We start from the raw sequence: 17192 nt of genomic DNA, 5'->3' as shown, positions 1-17192 counted from the left end.
TCGGGACGCACGACAGGCGGAGGGCGAGCGCATGACGACGTCGGTCGTAACTGAGCACGCTCACGTGTTCTTCGACCGGGCGGCCCAGATGTGGGGCGTAGAGCACGGAGAACAGGACGCTTCTGGCTTCATCGGCCCCGAACAGCGCTGGTACAGCTTCAACAGCGCATACGACGACGCCGAGGCGATCAACCGGAAGCGGTTCGGCATGATTGGCGGCTGGTCGTTTGTGATCGGGGGACCCGGGTGGTCTGCCGGGCGCCCCCGGTGACAGCTGTCTCAGTCCAGGCAGAACTCGTTGCCTTCGGGGTCGGTCATCACGATGTGGCCCGCGCTCATCGGGGGAGCGGGCTCGTCGCGACGTACCCGGGTGGCGCCCAGGGCGACGAGGCGGGCGGACTCGGCTTCCAGCGCGGCCATCCGGGCCTCTCCCTGCAGGCCGGGAGCCGCACGGATGTCGAGGTGGACGCGGTTCTTGGCGACCTTGTCCTCCGGCACCTGCTGGAAGAACAGCCGTGGGCCGTGTCCGTCCGGGTCCTCGATGGCCGACCTAGTGTTGCGCTGCTCCTCCGGCACGCCGATCCGGGCGAGGAAGTCGTCCCACGCAGCCAGCGGGTCGGCACCCTCGGGCAGGTCGACTCCGGGCGGGCCGGGGTGGACGTAGCCCAGTACGTCGCGCCAGAAGGTCGACAGGGCCTGTGGGTCGCGGGCGTCGAAGGTGACCTGGAGGTGGCGGCTCATCAGTTGCTCCGTTCGTGGCGGGTGTCAGGTGAACGATCTCACCTGCCTGGGACACGGAGCTTCGACGGTAGAACAACGCACGTCGGCCCGGCGGGAACAGGGCCGCCGGGCCGACGCGGAACTGCGGTTGCGCTGAGGTGACGTTGAGTCAGACGACGATGCGGTCGAGGTTGGGGGCGCCGGCGGAGGGGTTGGAGAATTCGATGGTGTTGGTGTTGCCGGCGTTGAGTTGGACGGTGATGGTTTTGGTGACGACGGTGTTGTAGTCGGGGGTTTCGGGGAAGCTGACGGTCTGGTTGACGCCGTTGGCGGTGACGGTGGCGGTGCGGGCCTGGCCGACGCTCATGAAGTAGATGGTCAGGGTGTAGCTGCCGGCGGCGGGTTCGGTAATGCCGGTGAAGGTGGCGGTGCCGCCGTTGCCGAGGTAGCTGAGCTTCTTGCCGCCGCTGCAGTGGGCGCAGCTGGTGATCGTGGTGCCGCCGGCCAGGGTCGCCGCCTCAGCCTCGTAGGAGACATTGCCACCGGTCGGGGGCGTGGTGGTCGGCGGGGTGGTCGTGGGCGGAGCCGTGGTCGGCGGGGTGGTCGTCGGCGGGGTGGTGGTGGGGGGAGTCGTGGTCGGCGGGGCCGAGCTGTCGGTCGGGTTCCAGTAGTCGCCGGCCATCACGATGTAGACCAGGGTCTTGATGGTCTCGCCGAAGTAGCCGTCGCCGAACGGGTTGGTGGCGAGCTGGTTCCAGATCGCGTCGGTCCAGGCCTGGTCGCCCGCGGCCATCGCGGCCGGGCCGACCGAGTCGCCGGCCTCCTCCGCCTGGTCGCTGGTGGAGTAGGGGGTGCAGTCCAGCTTGGTGTGCGGGTAGACCTTCTGCGGGTTGCCGCCGGACTCGCCCTTCAGGCAGGCCGACTCCTTCTTCGCGGTCGCGTACGACGCGGAGGCGGTGCTGCTCCCGTACAGCAGGGCGTCGGTGCCCAGGTGCCACGGCACCCGGATGGAGTTGTAGCCGACGATGTTGTCCGGCTGGTCCTCCTGGAAGTTGGCCGCGGCCGGCTTGGGGCTGGTGGTGTTGGCGTTGCGGATGAAGTCCGACATCAGCCCGCCGGTGGCGGAGTACCCGGCGGTGAACTCGGTGATCAGCGACTCGGTCTTGTCGACGACCTTGTTCCAGTCGTGCGCGGTGTCGTACGCGGCGAAGGCCCGCAGGTGGTCGACCATGTAGTCGGACGGACGCGAGTCGTCGGCGTAGCTGTCGTCGTCCTCGGTCTTGAGATGGCCGTCCGAGGCGACGTCGTGGGCGTAGAAGTTCGCCAGCCAGGTCTTCGCGTCGGTGGTGTAGCCGCCCCACTGCTTGTCGGCCAGGATCAGCCCGTAGCCGATGTCGAGGTCGCCGTCGGTGGCGGCGTCGGGGGTGCCGCTGTCGGCGTACTTACAGGTCTTGCCGTCCAACGTCCACTGCATCAGGCCGTCGGCGTCCTCGTGGTCCTTCACCAGCTGCCACAGCCCGTTGAACTCGGTCTGCGCGGCGGCGTCGTAACCGGCCATCAGCGGCACGATGTTCATGCCGTAGCCCTGGCCCTCGGAGACCGGACCGTTGTTGGGTGAGTCGCCGTCACCCTTGGTCGAGACGTAGTACTCGTTCGAGGCGCAGCCCTTGACCAGGTACGTCGCCTTCCAGGAGTCGTACTCCTTCTCGACGGCGGCGTCCCTGCTCGCCTGCGAAGCGGTGGGGAGAACGCCGACCTTATACGTCACATGCGTGGGGAACGGAAACGCTGTCGTAGCCGCGCTCGCGGTCGGCCCCTCGATGGCGACGAATCCAAGCGTGGCAGTGGCGAGGGCGGCGACGCCGGCTATCGCCCGGGTGAGTCTCTTGGCCATGTGCGCGGGTGCTCCCTTGTCTGTGGGGGTGGGGAGTGCGTATTAAGTTAGGCAGGTTTCCTAACTCGCGTACGACAGTCAGGGTCTTCTCCTGAAGGGACCGTGTCAAGACAGTCGCGGCTCCCGGTGTCCCGGTGCCTGCGGCACCCCACAGGCGGGGCGCTAATGACCTGCGGCGACGCTGATGCGGTCACGGCGGAATCCGGCGGAGTCCGGAGGGTCCGGCGGCGTCCGGCCAAGGGCGCGGAACTGGCTACCCTCCCGCCGGGGGTGTGCCCAGCCCCGACGCCCCACGAGGCGGCCCCGCGCCGCACTCACCGCTAGGCCTCAACTGCGCACTCAATCACGGTAGTTGGCAGCCGTGCGGCGAGGAGTGGGGGCGCGGAACCGGCCTGCCTATCCCTCCTAATCCCTCCTATCCCTCCTCGACCTCCTGGTCGATGGCTTCGTTGGCGCGGTCGATCTCGGCCATGTGCTCCTCCGCCCAGTTCCGAAGCCCCGCAAGCGCGGCTTCCAAGGACAGTCCGAGTCCGGTGAGTCGGTAGAAGACCCGCGGCGGCACGGTCGGTTCGACCCGACGGGACACCAGCCCGTCGCGGGTCAGGCTTCGCAGCGTCACGGACAGCATCTTCTGCGACACGCCGGGCATCCGGCGTCTCAGCTCTGCGAAGCGCACCTCGTCCGGTGCGGCATCGGCGAGCGTTTTGACGGCCATGGACGTCCACTTCGTACCGATGCGGTCCAGCAGCTGCCGCGTCGGGCAGAGGGGATCGAACAGATCGCCGCGTGCCCCACGACCGGCGGCCCGGGCTCCTGGGGTGGTCACCTGCGGCTCACCACCTTCCCTGAAAGTGCCGTCTAGGAAGCGGCCGGACAGTTACCTATCGTTCTGTGGTCACCAATGGTAACCACTCGGAGGAGCCGTCATGCCCGTCACCACCGCACACCACCTGCGCCGCATCACGACGAACGGCGTCCAACTCAACGTCGCAATCGCCGGTGACGGCCCTGCGGTCCTCCTCTTGCACGGCTTCCCGCACACCTGGCAACTCTGGAGCGGCATCATGGGCCGACTGGCCGGACGGTACCGGGTCATCGCCCCGGACCTGCGAGGCTTCGGCGCCAGCGAGCGTGCCGTCGAGGGTTACGACGCAGGCACCCTGGCCGCCGACGCCGAAGGGCTGCTCGACGCACTCGGCGAGTCCTCGGCAGCGGTGGTCGGCATCGACGCGGGCTCCGCCCCCGCCGTCCTGCTGGCGCTGCGTCGGCCCGGCCTGGTCCGGCGCCTGGTTGTGATGGAGGCACTGCTTGGCCGCTTGCCCGGAGCCGAACACGTCGTCGCGGGCGGCGCCCCGTGGTGGTTCGGCTTCCACGCCGTCCCCGGCCTCGCCGAGACCGTCCTGGCCGGCAACGAGGCCCCGTACATCGACTGGTTCCTCGACTCGGGGACGCTCGGGCGAGGAGTGCCCGACGACATCCGTGCAGCCTTCGTTCACGCCTACACCGGGAGCGAGGCCCTGCGCTGTGCGTTCTCCTACTACCGGGCCCTGCCCACCAGCGCGCAGCAGATCCAGGACGCCGTCGCGACGGCTCGGCTGACCATGCCCACCATGGCCGTCGGCTCCCACCCCGTCGGCACCGGGCTCGAACGCCAACTCCGTCCCATAGCCGATGACCTGATCGGACACCATCTCCAGGACTGCGGCCACATCATCCCCCTCGACCGCCCCGACGCGTTGTTCGCGCTCCTTGCCCCGTTCCTGTCCGCCGATCTGCCGAAGTGACGGGAACGGGACCACGGCCGACTCCGCACGGCTTCCGCGTAGTTGGCTGCTGTGCGGCGGAGCCGCGAGACGGCGCCGGGGCCGCCTGTACGGTGAAGGCCGACCCCACCCGCGTTGCGTTGCCGGAGGAAACGCCCTCGGATGGCGCGGCGCCTATCTCACCGCGCCTACCTCACGGGGTCGGCCGGAGGCTCGGGTGGTCGGCCACGACGGTGCAGGAGCCGGGGGCGACCTCGGTGAAGCCCGCGTCGCGGACCATCGGCAGGTCCGTGGCGGCCAGCGCCGCCCACCGCTGTGCGTCCGCGGTGCGGACGGCGAGTGGGAAGCCGGCCTCGCGCCACGCGTCCCGCTGGTCGGGGGAGAGCGCCCACCAGGCGAGCTGCGCGCCGTGCCCGGCCTGGGCCATGGACTTGCCGGTGGACATCGGCACCTCCGGGTTGAACCACAGCACCGGGACGCCCGGGTCGGGCGCGGCCAGCGGCTCGGGGTCGTCCAACTCGGTGCCGGAGACCTGTAGCTTCGCCAGCTCCTTGGGCCAGCCGTCCAGCGGCACCGGCGGGAAGACCCGTACCTCGGCGGACTTCCCGGTCAGGGTGATGCCGGGCAGTTCCCCGGCCCTGCGCCACTCCCCGCCCCGGGCTCGGCGGACGACCTTGCGGATCCGGGCGTCCTGCCAGGCGTGCACGGCCTCCGCCCACTCCCCGTCCGGCTCGGTCGTCCGCGCGTCCGAGAGCAGGGTGAGGACGGCGCGGGCGGCCGTCTCCAGTGCGTCGGTGTGCGTGGGCGGGTCGATGCGCTCGATCCGTACCACCAGGGGCAGGACGAACTGGGGTGCGGCGTCACGGTCGGCCGCGCGGTCGGCGAAGGGGCTGCTGGTCACGTCCCCCATTCTCGCAGCCGCCCGAACCCCGGCCGGGTCCCGGCCCAGCTGCAGCCCCTCACAGCCCCACGATCAGCTGGATACAGATGATCTTCACCAGGATCGCCAGCGCGAACAGCGTCGAGTACCCGGTGTTGATCCGGCTGTCGCGGACCTGCGCGTTGGCGTGCGCCGTCAGGGCCGGGTTGCCGACGTAGCCGGCGAGCAGGCCCATGGCCCGCTCCCGGCTCTGTCCGAGCAGTCGGCAGACGACCAGCAGCAGCGAGTAGCTGAGCACCGCGCCGACCAGCAGCAGGGCCACCAGCTTCAGTCCGAACAGCGAGAAGGCATTCACCCGGAAGGCATAACCCGAGGTCAGCCCCACGATGGCGAGGAACAGCAGCAGGCCGATCTGACGCAGGGTGAGGTTGGCCCGGGTGGGCAGCGTCCAGACCAGCGGTCCGGTGCGGCGGCGCCAGCCGAGGAACATGCCCATCAGCAGCGGCCCGGCCGCCGCGCCGAGGGCGAGCTTGGTCGAGCCGACCGTGATCGAGGGGATGCCGATCAGAAAGCCCAGGCAGAGCCCGAGCCCCAGGCTGACCGCGCTCACCTCGCTCGCCGAGCCCTCCCTGTCGCCGAGGTAGCGGTTGATCTTCTCGGCCTCCCCGCGCGGAGCGACCACGCGGATCCGGTCGTCCAACTGCACCACCAGGTCGTCGTGCACCAGCAGGTCCACGTCCCCGCGCCGCAACCGGGACGCCTTCGCGCCGAAGCGTTCGCCGAGGCCGAGTTCCGCGACGGTGTGCCCGGCCAGCGCCGGGTTGGTGACCAGGATCCGGCGGTAGTCGACCTGTTCGCGGGTGTCCAGCAGGTGGTGCGCGGCGCGGGCGCCGAGGAACGCGACGCCGATGGCGACGTCCTCCTCGCCGCCGACCAGGACGACCTGCTCACCCGGGTGCAGCAGCTCCAGGTCGAGGGCGACCGCCGTCTGCCCGCCGACCGGCTGGTAGGCGCTGACCAGCAGCCGTCCGGCCGCCACGCCCGGCACCTGGCTCAGCCGCACGCCCCGCTCGACGACCACGGTGACGGTCGCCAGCCGGTCCGGCAGGCCGTTGCCCGGGTCCCTGCGGGCAGGCCACGGGCGACGCTTGGCCAGCACGGACAGGAAGAGGATGGTCACGATGATCGCCAGCGGGTAGCCGATGGCGTATCCCACCGCCGGTTGGGTCGGATCGTCGGATGCGGCCTGGGCGGCGGCCAGCCCGGGTGTGGTCGTCCCGATCCCGGCGTAGCCGCCGGCCAGGAAGGGTCCGCTGATCCCGAACAGGGCGTGGCCGCCCCAGCCCACCGCCAGCGCGGTGACGACCAGGGCGACGATCGCGCCCAGCATCACCGGCAACTGCCGTCCGACCTCGCGGAAGAAGGCGGGCCCTGACTCCAGGCCCACCGTGTAGACGTACAGGGCCAGCCCCTCCACCGACAGGGCGGTGGGGACGGCGGGTCCGACGCCCTTGTCGAGCGCGCCCACGGCCAGTCCGGCGAACAGGACCCCGGCGGCCCCCAGCCTGACCGGCCCGAACTTCACCAGCCCGAGCAGTGACCCGAGGGCGATCACCCCGAAGAGCGTCACATACGGGTAGTCGATGAGGAACTGACGCACGGTGCTGAAGCACCTCTTTCGCTCGTCCGGCGGACGCGGGCGTTGAGAAGCCAACCATCGGTACGAGCGCAGTGAGCGACGACACGGAGCGGCGCAGCCGAACGGAGCAGCGGCGTCATCCGTGCGCGGCGTCCCGCCGAGGAACGGTCGCGTTAGGGAGCGTCCACGTCAGGAGAAGCGTCCAGGCTAGGAAGCGGTTTCGCAGACCCAGTGCAGGGCTCCGGCCAGGTGCTGCCTGAAGTCCGGGTCCGCGTAGGCGGCGATGTGGTGGCCCAGCGAGGTGTAGAAGGACCGGCCGCCGTCCCGCGGCTCCTGGCACCACACCAGTGGATGGTCCGAACCCATCAACCCGCCCTGGTAGCGGCTCTCGTCCACCGACGCCAGGACGCGCACGCCCGCGTCGCGCGGGTTGCTGCGAAAGTCGTACCACTCGTCGTCCCAGGCCCACTGCTCGGGCAGGTGCGCGGTGGCCGGGTGGGTACGGTCCAGGACGGTGACCACGGCGGGCTGCGGCGCGGGGTGGCTGCGGAAGCGGGCGCCGAGGAGGGTGCCGTAGTAGGGCCAGTCGTACTCCGTCCCGGCGGCGGAGTGGATTCCGAGGAAGCCGCCACCGGTGGCGTGGAAGGACTCCAGCGCCTTGCGCCCGTCGTCGGTGAGCACCTCGCCGGTGGTGGAGAGGAAGACCACGGCGCGGTATCCGGCGAGGTTCTGCTCGCTGAAGGCGTCGGGGTCCTCGGTCGCGGTGAGCTCCAGCCCTGCGGCTGTGGCGAGTTGGCGCAGCGCCTCGATCCCGGCGGGGATGGAGTCGTGGCGGAAGCCTGCGGTCCGGGTGTGGAGCAGGACGCGGGGGAGGGGTGGCATGACAGGTCCCGTGGCTTGGAGAGCGCTCTCCAAGGGAGACTAGGTGGCGCCGGCCCGACCGGTCAAGACCGGGCCGTATGCCCGGTGCTCGCCCGAAGCGCGAGGCCGACCGGCAGAGTCAGAACACGAACGGCCCCGTGCCCGGTGGTTGCGGTGGTTGCGATGCCCACGGTCGCGGTTCCCGCAGCGGCGGTGCCCGCGCCGGCGGTTGCTTCCGCGACGTCGGGTCCTCCCGCCGCGGTGCTCGCGGCGCCGGCGCCCTCGGCCACCGCGGTGCGCTCCGTGCGCCGCGCCGCGCCTGCCGTGCGCGGCGTGTTCGCGGCGCCGTCAGCGCGACCCGCCGCGCCTGCCGCGATTCCGGTGCCAGCAGTGACCGCCGTGCCTGCCGGAACTCCTGTGCCTGCCTGGAACGCCACGCCTGCCGAGCCCCCAGTCGCCGCAACCGAGCCGCCCGCCGCCGCTCCCGCGCCGCCCGCCGCCGCTCCCGCGCCGCCCGCCGCCGCTCCCGCGCCGCCCGCGTCCCGATGCTCGCCCATGGCGAGGCGGATGGCCGCTGCGCCCATCTGTTCCAGCGGCATCCTGGCCGTCGTCAGAGCCGGGGCGAGGTCCGCCGCCAGCGGGATGTCGTCGAAACCGGCGACGGCGATCTCATCGGGGACGCTGATCCCGCGCTCCCGCAGTTCGGCCAGCACACCCACCGCGCACACGTCGGACAGCGCGAGGATCGCCTGCGGGCGCTCGGGCCCCGGCCCCCGACCCCGCCCTCGCGCGGAACCCGCCCCGGACCCCGGCCCCCGCTCCAGCAGTACCCCCGCCGCCCGGCGCCCGCCATCGCGGCTGAACTCGGCCTCGGCGACCCGCTCCTGACGTAGCGTGATCCCCTCCTCGGCGAGCGCTTCCCGTACTCCCGCGAGTCGTTCCGCGGAGACCCGGAACCTTGCGGGCCCGGTGACGACCGCGAGGTCGCGGTAGCCGGCGGCGAGCAGTTCGCGGGTGAGCGCCGCCGCGCCGCCGCGGTTGTCCGGGAGGACGGTGTCGTACCCGTCGCCGTGGTCAGTGACCGCGGCGACCACGCCGCCTTCGGCGCGGTAGGCCGCCAGCGCGGCGTCGATCGCGGCGGTGGCCGCCGGGTCGGTGTAGCCGGAGCCGGCCAGGACGATCGCCCGGACCCGCTGGGCGTGCAGCATCCGGATGCAGCGCAGCTCCGTCGCCGGGTCGCCGCCGGTGTTCAGCACCATGGTGAGCAGCCCGGCCTGGGCGGCCGTGTCCGTGGCGCCCTTGGCCAGCGCGCCGAAGTACGGGTCGGCGATGTCGTGCAGCAGCACGCCCACGGTCGCGGTGCTGGAGCGGGCGAGGGCCTGGGCCGGGGCGTTGGGCAGGTAGCCGAGCTCCTCGGCGCTGGCACGGACCCGTCCGGCGAGCGCGTCGCCGACGGTGCGGGCCGAGCCGTTGAGCGCGCGGGAGGCCGTGGCCAGGGACACCCCGGCATGGCGTGCCACTTCGCCCAGGGTCACTGCCATCGCCGCCCCACCTCCTGCTCTGTCACTCTGCCGATTTGTCGCTCTGCTGCTAGGCCGCTTTACCGCTCCGCCGCTTTACCGCTTCGCCGCTTCGCAACGCTGCCGCACCGCCGCCCGGCTCGCTCCACCGTCGGGGCAGGTTATCGCGCCGTCGCACGGCCTCCCCCTTGACCGACCTGCTGGAAGCGTCTAGGTTCACGCTCTGGAAAGCGCTTTCCATCAGCAGCCCACTCTACCGGAGGGACCACACCGATGACCCGTAGGACGATCGGTATCGCGATGAACGGCGTCACCGGGAGGATGGGCTACCGCCAGCACCTGCTGCGCTCGATCCTCGCGATCCGCGCCGACGGCGGCATCGACCTCGGCGGCGGCGAGGTGCTCTGGCCGGAGCCGATCCTGGTCGGACGGGACGAGCACCGGGTGCGCGCCATCGCCGAGCGGCACGGACTGGAGCGCTGGACCACTTCCCTGGACGACGCCCTCGCTGACCCGCTCACCGAGGTCTACTTCGACGCCCAGGTCACCCCGGCGCGGGAGAAGGCGCTGCGCGCCGCCATCGCCGCCGGCAAGCACGTCTACACCGAGAAGCCCACCGCCGAATCGCTCGACGGCGCGCTCGAACTGGCCCGGCTCGCCCGCGACGCCGGGGTCCGCACCGGCGCGGTCCAGGACAAGCTGTTCCTGCCCGGCCTGCTCAAGCTGAAGCGACTTGTCGACAGCGGCTTCTTCGGCCGGATCCTCTCCGTGCGCGGCGAGTTCGGATACTGGGTGTTCGAGGGCGACTGGCAGTCCGCCCAGCGGCCGTCCTGGAACTACCGCGCCGAGGACGGCGGCGGCATGATCCTCGACATGTTCCCGCACTGGCGCTACGTCCTGGACGAGATCATCGCCCCGGTCCGCTCGGTGTACGCGCACAGCACCACCCACATCCCGGTCCGCCACGACGAGCAGGGCGCCGAGTACCGGGCCACCGCCGACGACGCCGCCTACGGGATCTTCGAGCTCGACGGCGGGATCGTCGCCCAGATCAACTCCTCCTGGGCGGTCCGGGTCGACCGGGACGAGCTGGTGGAGTTCCAGGTGGACGGCACCGAGGGCAGCGCCGTCGCCGGGCTGCGCGAGTGCCGCTTCCAGCACCGGGCCGCCACCCCCAAGCCGGTCTGGAACCCCGACCTGCCGGCCACCGAGGACTTCCGCACCCAGTGGCAGCCGGTGCCCGACAACGGCGAGTTCGACAACGGCTTCCGGGCCCAGTGGGAACTGTTCCTGCGCCACGTCGTGACCGGCTCCCCGTACCGCTGGGACCTGCTCGAAGGCGCAAAGGGCGTGCAGCTGGCCGAGTTGGGCCTGCGCTCCGCCCGCGAGGGCCGCCGCCTGGACGTCCCGGCCCTGGAGCTCTGAGATATGACGATCCCTCAGCCGTTCACCTCCCGCACCGCCTACGCCGCCGCCCATGTCGTCGCCGACCCGGACGGGGGCAACGCGCCGGGCGCGCCGGCTGCCGTCGACTGGGACGCCACTCTCGCCTTCCGGCGCCACCTCTGGTCGTTGGGCTTCGGTGTCGCCGACGCGATGGACACCGCGCAGCGCGGCATGGGCCTGGACTGGGCCGCCACCAGTGAGTTGATCGCCCGCAGCGGGGCCGAGGCCGCGTCGGTCGGCGGCCTGCTGGCCTGCGGCGCCGGTACCGACCAACTCACCGGACTCAAACCCACCCTGACGGACATTCAGCATGCCTATGAGCAGCAGCTGGAGACCGTCGAGGCAGCCGGAGCCCGGGTCATCCTGATGGCCAGTCGCCAACTCGCCGCCACTGCAAGGGGTCCGGAGGACTACCACCGCGTCTACGGCGAGCTGCTGCGCCAGGCCCGCGAGCCGGTCATCCTGCACTGGCTCGGCGACATGTTCGACCCCGCCCTCGCCGGATACTGGGGATCGTCCGACCTGGACGCCGCCGCGGACAGCGTGCTGACGCTGATCAAGGAGCACGCCGACCGCATCGACGGCATCAAAGTCTCGCTGCTGGACGCCGACCGCGAGATCGCCCTGCGCCGCGCGCTGCCGCCGGGCGTCCGGCTCTACACCGGCGACGACTTCCACTACCCGGAGCTCATCCGGGGCGCGGACGGCCACCACAGCGACGCCCTGCTCGGTGTGTTCGACCCGATCGCCGTCCCGGCCGCCGCCGCGTTGCGCGCCCTGGACGCGGGCGATGTCGAACGCTATGACGCGCTGCTCGCACCCACCGTCCCGCTGGCCCGGCACCTCTTTGCCGCGCCGACCTTCCACTACAAAGCCGGCATCGTGTTCCTGGCCTGGCTGGCCGGGCACCAGCAGCACTTCAGCATGGTCGCGGGCGCGCAGAGCGGTCGCTCGGCGACCCACCTGGTCGAGCTGTACCGGCTCGCCGTGGCCGCAGGGGTGCTTCAGGACAAGGACGAGGACCTCGCCGCCGCCAGGCTGCGCCAATTCTCCGCCGTGACCGGGGTGACGGTATGAGCGGAATCCAGCGGCTCTCGCTGAACCAGATCACCACCCGCGGCTGGACCCTGGCCGAGGCCGCCCGGGGCTGTGCCGACGCCGGCATCCCGGCCATCGGCCTCTGGCGGGACAAGGTCGCCGAGGCCGGGGGCGCCGCCCGCGCGGCCGAGTTGGTGCGTGACGCCGGGCTGGTGGTCAGCAGCCTCTGCCGGGGCGGCTTCTTCACCGCGCCGCTCGGCAGCAGGGCCCGCACCGCCGCCCTGGACGACAACCGGAGTGCGATCGAGGAGGCCGCCGTCCTCGGCACGGACACCCTGGTGCTGGTCTGCGGCGGGCTGCCCGAGGGCAGCCGGGACCTCCCCGCCGCGCGCGAGCGGGTCCGCGACGCGCTCGCCGAGCTGGCCCCGTTCGCGGGCGCGCACGGGGTGCGGCTGGCGGTCGAACCGCTGCACCCCATGTTCTGCGCCGATCGGGCGGTGGTCTCCACCCTCGGCCAGGTCCTGGACCTGGCCGAGGAGTTCCCGGTGGAGCAGGTCGGCGTTGTCGTCGACAGCTACCACGTGTGGTGGGACCCGGAGTTGTACGCGCAGATCGCCCGGGCCGGTGCCCGGATCGCCGCCTACCAGGTCTGCGACTGGACGCTGCCGCTGCCGGCCGACGCCCTGCTCGGACGCGGCCATGTCGGCGACGGTGTGATCGACTTCCCGCCGCTCAGCCGCGCTGTGGCCGCCGCCGGGTACACCGGCTGGATCGAGGTGGAGCTGTTCAACCAGGACGTCTGGGACGCCCCGGGTGAACGGACCCTACGCGAAGTGATCGAGCGTCACCTCAAACACATAGCCGTCAGTTGAGGGGGTTCGTCGAAAGGACGGAATCGTTCAGCCGGCTGTTGATCCCGCCCATCAGGCCGCCCAGGGCGTTCGGGTCGAAGGCGACCGCCCGGGTCGGGGCGGGCGTGGAGGTCAAATCGATACCGCCGATACCCGAGCGGTATGTTCCCTGGCTCTTGACCGTTCCCCGCCCTGGTCACTACCGTCCTCGATTAATCAAGTAAAGAATGTTAACCAGCCGTTCGGCCCGGGTCGGGCGGCCCCTGAGGAGACCTGCATGGGATCGTCGGCTCGCCGAGCAGCGACAGCCGTGGCCGTGAGCGCCGGGCTCGCCGCCGCCGTCATACCGCTCACCAGCGCCCAGGCCGCGGCGGTCAGGGGCGAGCTGCGGACCGACCAGGTCGGCTACGCCAACCATGACACCAAGATCGCCTACCTGATGACCGGCGCGGCGGTGTCCGGCGAGACCTACCGGGTGCTGGACTCCCACGGCAGGACCGCCGCGAAGGGCCGGGTCGGCAAGGTCAGCCGCGGCTCCTGGAACGCCGCCTACCCGGACGTCTACCCGGTCGACTTCTCCCGGGTGACCCGGACCGGAACCTATCGGATCGTCACCAGTGGTCCGGTGAAGACCAGTTCGGACACCTTCAAGGTGGAGTCGGGCTCCGCGCTCTACGGCACCCTGGTCGCCGACGGGGTGAACTTCTACCAGAACCAGCGCGACGGCGCCCACGTCCTCAAGGGCCCGCTGAACCGCAAGCCGTCCCACCTCAACGACGCCCACGCCACCGTCTACAAGCTGCCTGCCTTCGACGAGAACAGCGACAACGGCGACATCATCAAGGGCTCCGGGCTGACGAAGGTCGCCGGGAGCAGCCCGGTGGACGTCACCGGCGGCTGGTTCGACGCCGGCGACTACCTCAAGTTCACCTTCACCACCGCCTACGCCGACGACCTGCTGTTCGCCTCCGCCCGGGCGCTGGGCCGGAACGCGCCCGCGTCGCTGAGCGCCGAGGCGCAGTTCGGCAACGACTGGCTGAACAAGATGTGGAACCCGGCCACCAAGACCCTCTACCTGCAGGTCGGCATCGGCAGCGGCAACGCCGCCGGCACCTTCTTCGGCGACCACGACCTGTGGCGGCTGCCGCAGGCCGACGACACCGACAACGCCGCCGCCGACCGCTACGCGGCGAAGAACCGCCCGGTCTTCGAGGCCGCGGCGCCCGGGGCGAAGATCTCCCCGGCCATCGCGGGCCGGGTCGCCGCCTCCTTCGCCCTGGCCTCCCAGGCCGACGCCGCGGCCGGACGTACGGCCAAGGCCAGGACCGAACTGGCCGACGCCACCTCCCTCTACGCCCAGGCGGACACCCACCCCAAGGGCGACCTGGTCTCCGCCGCGCCCAGCAGCTACTACCCCGAGTCCATCTGGCACGACGCGATGGAGCTGGGCGCGACCGAGATCACGCTGGCCGAGCAGGGCCTGCACCGGCCCCGCGCCGAGTACCGGACCTATCTGACCCAGGCCGCGACCTGGGCCAAGGACTACCTCGCCACCGACTCCGGCAAGGACACGCTCAACCTCTACGACGTCAGCGCGCTCGCCCACGCCGACCTGGCCACCGCGATCGGCCGGGCCGGCCGCCCGTCCGGGCTCGCGGTCACCCGCGCCGACCTGGTCGGCGACCTCAAGGCCCAGGTCGCCTCGGCGGCCAAGACCTCCAGCGCCGACATCTTCCGCGCCGGCGGCGACTACACCAACTTCGACGTCGACTCGCACAGCTTCGGCTTCATCTCCACCGAGGCCCTCTACCGCAAGGCCAGCGGCGACCGCAGCTACCAGGCGTTCGCCGGGGAGCAGCGGGCCTGGCTGCTCGGCGGCAACGCCTGGGGCACCAGCTTCATGGTCGGCGCCGGCACCACCTTCCCGAACTGCACCGGCTCGCAGATCCCCAACCTCTCCGGCTCGCTGAACGGCAAGGCCCCGCTGGACGTCGGCGCCGTGGTCAACGGCCCCAACAGCACCGACATCTTCAGCGACGGCCTGGGCGACCTCCAGGACGGCACCCGGAAGTGCGAGCAGGACGCCTTCACCGCCTTCACCGGCCACGGCAGCGAGTACGTGGACGACGTCCGCTCCTGGCAGACCAGCGAGGAGGCCCTGGACATGACCGGCAGCGCGATCCTCGCCGGCGCGCTGCAGTCCTCGGTGCGGTAGGAGAGCCCGGGCCTCACGCCTCCCGGGTCAGGTTGGACAGCTTGTCGGGGTTGGTCACGGCGTAGATGCCGCTGATCTGCTCCCCGTCCGGGGTCAGTTCCAGGACCATGGCCGCGACCGGTGAGTCCTCGCTGAACAGCACCGCCGACGGGTCGCCGTTGACCTGCCGGTAGCGGACGTCCATGCCGCCGGGACGGCGTGCCGCCCGGCGCGACAGCAGCCGGGCGACCAGCTCGCGCCCGTGCACCGGCCGCGGCCCGGCGGCCGGTGCCTTGCCCCCGCCGTCGACCCAGGCGGTGACGTCGGGGGCCAGCAGCCGCAGCAGCGCGTCCATGTCGCCGCCGAAGACCGCCGCGAGGAAGCGCTCGGTGACCTGCTGGCGCACTCCCGGGTCGGCCCGGTAGCGCGGCCGGCGGGCCTGGACGTGCTGCCGCGCCCGGTGTGCGAGCTGCCGTACGGCGGCCGGGCTGCGGTCGAGGATCTCGGCGATCTCGGTGTGCGGGTAGCCGAACACCTCGTTGAGCACGAACACCACCCGCTCCAGCGGGGTGAGCGTCTCCAGTACCACCAGCATCGCCAGCGACACCGCCTCGGCCCGTACTGCGGGATCCGGTTCGAGCGGGGTGGCCAGCGGCTCCGGCAGCCACGGTCCGACGTAGTCCTCGCGCCGCCGCCGGATCGCCTCCTGCCGGGCCAGCGCCCGGTTGACCGCGATCCGCACCAGGTACGCGCGCGGGTTGACGATCTCCTCGGCGCCGGGCGTCCCGAGGCGCGCGGCCCAGGCCAGCCAGGTCTCCTGCAGCACGTCCTCGGCGTCGGCGACGCTGCCGACCATGTTGTAGACGATCGAGAACAGCAGTTCCCGCTGCGCCAGGAACACCGCCGTCCCGGCGTCCCCCGCGTCCCCGGCGACCTCGCCGCTCACGCTCCCGCTCGCTGTCGCGTCCGACATCCCCTGCTCGCCTCCGTGGTCGGTCGTCGGCCTGTTCCGCCGCCTTCACCCCGTGAGAGCGAAGCAGACCCGCGGAGTGTGACATCGCCCCACCCGGATCCCGCTCAGGCCCGTGCCTCAGGCCCGTGCCTCAGGCCCCGCCGAGCCGGTGCCAGGCGCGGGCGCCCGCCGGGGCGGCCCAGCGGGCGACGGTGCCGCCGAAGCGCACGGCCTCGGCCAGCGCCGGGGCCGGGTCGTCCCGGCAGAGCCAGGCCCGCTCGGTGCCGCGCCGCGGCAGCAGGTCGGACGGCCGACGCCGCTGCTGCCAGGCCCAGACCGCGGCCGAGGGCAGGTCGAGCTGGCCCAGCGCGAAGCCCCGGGCCAGCCGCTGCGCCGTGCGCGGCACCGGACGGCCGGTCAGGTCCAGGTGCAGGGCGCGCACCACGTCCAGTCCGTCGACGGTCTCCATCAGCCGGAACTGCGCCCCGGTCCTGGGGTTGAAGTCGACCAGTTTGTACTGCCCGTCGCGCCGGTCGAGCCGCCAGTCCAGGTCGGCGACGCCGCGGTAGCCGACCCGGCGGCAGAACTCCGCCGCCTGCTCGGCGAGGACGGGGTTGGCCAGCGCCCGGGCCCGGGTGGTCACCCCGGCGTTCGGCGGCCAGGAGCGGATCTTGAGCCCGGTGAGGACGATCGGGGGGCCGCCGTCCGCCGCGCAGTAGAGGTGGGTGATCCAGTCCTCGGCCTGCCCGGCCGGGATGCACTCCTGCACCAGGACCGAGGGCGCGCTGCCCGGCGGACAGGCCGCCAGCAGCTCGCGCTCGTCGTGGACCACCGTGGTGTGCCCCACGGCGGGGGACCGCAGCCTGGTCCAGGCCGCCAGGTTCTTCAGCACCAGCGGATAGCCCCAGTCCCGGCCGATCGCCACCAGCGCCTCGTGGTCGCCCGGGGCCCGGGAGCGCGGCGTCGGCACGCCGTGCTCCAGGCAGAGCCGGTGCAGTGCCGCCTTGTCGGCCAGCCGCCGCGGCAGCCCGGTCGGTACCGGCGGCAGCAGGAAGTGCTCGGCCAGCCGGTCCGCGTGCTCGGCCAGCAGCAGCGCGGCCTCGTCGTCGGTGGGGACCGGGACGCTGCGGCGGCCGATGGACCGGCCGATCGCAAGCAGCAGCCGCACCAGCTCCTCGGGCTGTTCCAGCCCGGTGGTGGGGTGGACGAAGCGCCCGGCCGTGTAGCGGGACACCGCGGCCGGGGTGAGCCGGTCCTCCACCATCGCGTGCACGGGCACCCCGAGCCGGCCCAGCGTCCGCAGCACTCCGACCCCGCCGGCGTGCTGCGGGTAGCGGCCGACCTTGACCAGCAGGGCCGGAACCGTACGGTCCAGGCCGGGACCGGATCCACGCATGGCGACCTCGTTTTTTGCCCCGATAGGCGAGCTAATGT

Annotated in this window: 16 protein-coding genes; 6 read left to right on the top strand and 10 right to left on the bottom strand. The window is 72.0% G+C overall.

What is annotated here, in order from left to right; translation table 11 throughout:
* Positions 1–31 precede the first annotated feature (31 nt).
* Positions 32–271, top strand: coding sequence for a hypothetical protein (locus tag ACEZDG_RS01810; RefSeq protein WP_380501443.1), 240 nt, complete (start codon positions 32–34; stop codon positions 269–271).
* Between the two features lie 8 nt (positions 272–279).
* Here the strand turns inward: ACEZDG_RS01810 and ACEZDG_RS01805 are convergent, their stop codons facing one another.
* From ACEZDG_RS01805 to ACEZDG_RS01795, 3 genes are all read right to left on the bottom strand, one after another.
* Positions 280–741, bottom strand: a complete 462-nt coding sequence (locus ACEZDG_RS01805; protein WP_380501441.1) for a VOC family protein — start codon at positions 739–741, stop codon at positions 280–282.
* 148 nt (positions 742–889) lie between these two features.
* Complete coding sequence (locus ACEZDG_RS01800; protein WP_380501439.1) at positions 890–2614, bottom strand: glycosyl hydrolase family 8; 1725 nt, start codon at positions 2612–2614, stop codon at positions 890–892.
* 415 nt (positions 2615–3029) lie between these two features.
* Positions 3030–3440, bottom strand: coding sequence for a winged helix-turn-helix transcriptional regulator (locus ACEZDG_RS01795; RefSeq protein WP_380501437.1), 411 nt, complete (start codon positions 3438–3440; stop codon positions 3030–3032).
* A 100-nt stretch (positions 3441–3540) separates the two neighbouring features.
* On the opposite strand from ACEZDG_RS01795, the gene ACEZDG_RS01790 reads away from it, so the two are divergent.
* The gene (locus ACEZDG_RS01790; RefSeq protein WP_380501435.1) at positions 3541–4398 is read left to right on the top strand and encodes an alpha/beta fold hydrolase; all 858 of its coding nucleotides are present in this window, start codon (positions 3541–3543) and stop codon (positions 4396–4398) included.
* 172 nt (positions 4399–4570) lie between these two features.
* Here the strand turns inward: ACEZDG_RS01790 and ACEZDG_RS01785 are convergent, their stop codons facing one another.
* The 4 genes from ACEZDG_RS01785 to ACEZDG_RS01770 form a co-directional block, all read right to left on the bottom strand.
* Positions 4571–5287 (bottom strand): peptidyl-tRNA hydrolase, encoded by a 717-nt coding sequence (locus ACEZDG_RS01785; RefSeq protein WP_380501433.1) that lies wholly within the window; start codon positions 5285–5287, stop codon positions 4571–4573.
* Between the two features lie 49 nt (positions 5288–5336).
* The gene (locus tag ACEZDG_RS01780) at positions 5337–6917 is read right to left on the bottom strand and encodes an aspartate:alanine exchanger family transporter (RefSeq protein WP_380501431.1); all 1581 of its coding nucleotides are present in this window, start codon (positions 6915–6917) and stop codon (positions 5337–5339) included.
* A 186-nt stretch (positions 6918–7103) separates the two neighbouring features.
* A complete protein-coding gene (locus tag ACEZDG_RS01775; RefSeq protein WP_380501429.1) occupies positions 7104–7778 on the bottom strand; it encodes a ThuA domain-containing protein in 675 nt (224 codons plus the stop codon).
* A 62-nt stretch (positions 7779–7840) separates the two neighbouring features.
* Positions 7841–9298, bottom strand: coding sequence for a LacI family DNA-binding transcriptional regulator (locus ACEZDG_RS01770; RefSeq protein ID WP_380501427.1), 1458 nt, complete (start codon positions 9296–9298; stop codon positions 7841–7843).
* 252 nt (positions 9299–9550) lie between these two features.
* On the opposite strand from ACEZDG_RS01770, the gene ACEZDG_RS01765 reads away from it, so the two are divergent.
* Genes ACEZDG_RS01765 through ACEZDG_RS01755 form a run of 3 tightly spaced genes read left to right on the top strand, consistent with a single transcriptional unit; the run spans position 9551 to position 12633 of the window.
* On the top strand, positions 9551–10702 hold the full coding sequence (locus ACEZDG_RS01765) for a Gfo/Idh/MocA family protein (RefSeq protein WP_380501425.1): 1152 nt from the start codon (positions 9551–9553) through the stop codon (positions 10700–10702).
* 3 nt (positions 10703–10705) lie between these two features.
* Positions 10706–11800 (top strand): dihydrodipicolinate synthase family protein, encoded by a 1095-nt coding sequence (locus ACEZDG_RS01760; RefSeq protein ID WP_380501423.1) that lies wholly within the window; start codon positions 10706–10708, stop codon positions 11798–11800.
* Positions 11797–12633, top strand: a complete 837-nt coding sequence (locus ACEZDG_RS01755) for a sugar phosphate isomerase/epimerase family protein (protein ID WP_380501421.1) — start codon at positions 11797–11799, stop codon at positions 12631–12633. Before ACEZDG_RS01760 ends, ACEZDG_RS01755 begins: the two co-directional genes overlap by 4 nt.
* Here the strand turns inward: ACEZDG_RS01755 and ACEZDG_RS01750 are convergent.
* The gene (locus ACEZDG_RS01750) at positions 12626–12748 is read right to left on the bottom strand and encodes a hypothetical protein (protein WP_380501419.1); all 123 of its coding nucleotides are present in this window, start codon (positions 12746–12748) and stop codon (positions 12626–12628) included. The two genes, ACEZDG_RS01755 and ACEZDG_RS01750, sit on opposite strands and share 8 nt — an antisense overlap.
* A gap of 141 nt (positions 12749–12889) precedes the next feature.
* On the opposite strand from ACEZDG_RS01750, the gene ACEZDG_RS01745 reads away from it, so the two are divergent.
* On the top strand, positions 12890–14827 hold the full coding sequence (locus ACEZDG_RS01745; RefSeq protein ID WP_380501417.1) for a glycoside hydrolase family 9 protein: 1938 nt from the start codon (positions 12890–12892) through the stop codon (positions 14825–14827).
* A 13-nt stretch (positions 14828–14840) separates the two neighbouring features.
* Here ACEZDG_RS01745 and sigJ read toward each other — a convergent pair whose 3' ends face one another.
* Positions 14841–15779, bottom strand: a complete 939-nt coding sequence (gene sigJ / locus ACEZDG_RS01740; RefSeq protein WP_380501415.1) for an RNA polymerase sigma factor SigJ — start codon at positions 15777–15779, stop codon at positions 14841–14843.
* Positions 15780–15909: 130 nt separating this feature from the next.
* Entirely contained in the window at positions 15910–17154 is a 1245-nt protein-coding gene (locus tag ACEZDG_RS01735) for a carboxylate--amine ligase (protein WP_380501413.1), read from the bottom strand.
* Positions 17155–17192: the final 38 nt, after the last annotated feature.

Source organism: Streptacidiphilus alkalitolerans (genome assembly GCF_042511045.1).
In the GTDB taxonomy this organism is placed as follows: Bacteria; Actinomycetota; Actinomycetes; order Streptomycetales; family Streptomycetaceae; genus Streptacidiphilus; species Streptacidiphilus alkalitolerans.
Note: the sequence above shows the minus strand (reverse complement) of the source record. Positions and strands in the feature narration are given on the sequence as shown.

Coding starts and splice junctions, on each gene's coding strand:
- ACEZDG_RS01810 (WP_380501443.1), top strand. CDS start 32: ATGACGACGTCGGTCGTAACTGAGCACGCTCACGTGTTCTTCGACCGG.
- ACEZDG_RS01805 (WP_380501441.1), bottom strand. CDS start 741: ATGAGCCGCCACCTCCAGGTCACCTTCGACGCCCGCGACCCACAGGCC.
- ACEZDG_RS01800 (WP_380501439.1), bottom strand. CDS start 2,614: ATGGCCAAGAGACTCACCCGGGCGATAGCCGGCGTCGCCGCCCTCGCC.
- ACEZDG_RS01790 (WP_380501435.1), top strand. CDS start 3,541: ATGCCCGTCACCACCGCACACCACCTGCGCCGCATCACGACGAACGGC.
- ACEZDG_RS01785 (WP_380501433.1), bottom strand. CDS start 5,287: ATGGGGGACGTGACCAGCAGCCCCTTCGCCGACCGCGCGGCCGACCGT.
- ACEZDG_RS01775 (WP_380501429.1), bottom strand. CDS start 7,778: ATGCCACCCCTCCCCCGCGTCCTGCTCCACACCCGGACCGCAGGCTTC.
- ACEZDG_RS01770 (WP_380501427.1), bottom strand. CDS start 9,298: ATGGCAGTGACCCTGGGCGAAGTGGCACGCCATGCCGGGGTGTCCCTG.
- ACEZDG_RS01765 (WP_380501425.1), top strand. CDS start 9,551: ATGACCCGTAGGACGATCGGTATCGCGATGAACGGCGTCACCGGGAGG.
- ACEZDG_RS01760 (WP_380501423.1), top strand. CDS start 10,706: ATGACGATCCCTCAGCCGTTCACCTCCCGCACCGCCTACGCCGCCGCC.
- ACEZDG_RS01755 (WP_380501421.1), top strand. CDS start 11,797: ATGAGCGGAATCCAGCGGCTCTCGCTGAACCAGATCACCACCCGCGGC.
- ACEZDG_RS01745 (WP_380501417.1), top strand. CDS start 12,890: ATGGGATCGTCGGCTCGCCGAGCAGCGACAGCCGTGGCCGTGAGCGCC.
- sigJ (WP_380501415.1), bottom strand. CDS start 15,779: ATGTCGGACGCGACAGCGAGCGGGAGCGTGAGCGGCGAGGTCGCCGGG.
- ACEZDG_RS01735 (WP_380501413.1), bottom strand. CDS start 17,154: ATGCGTGGATCCGGTCCCGGCCTGGACCGTACGGTTCCGGCCCTGCTG.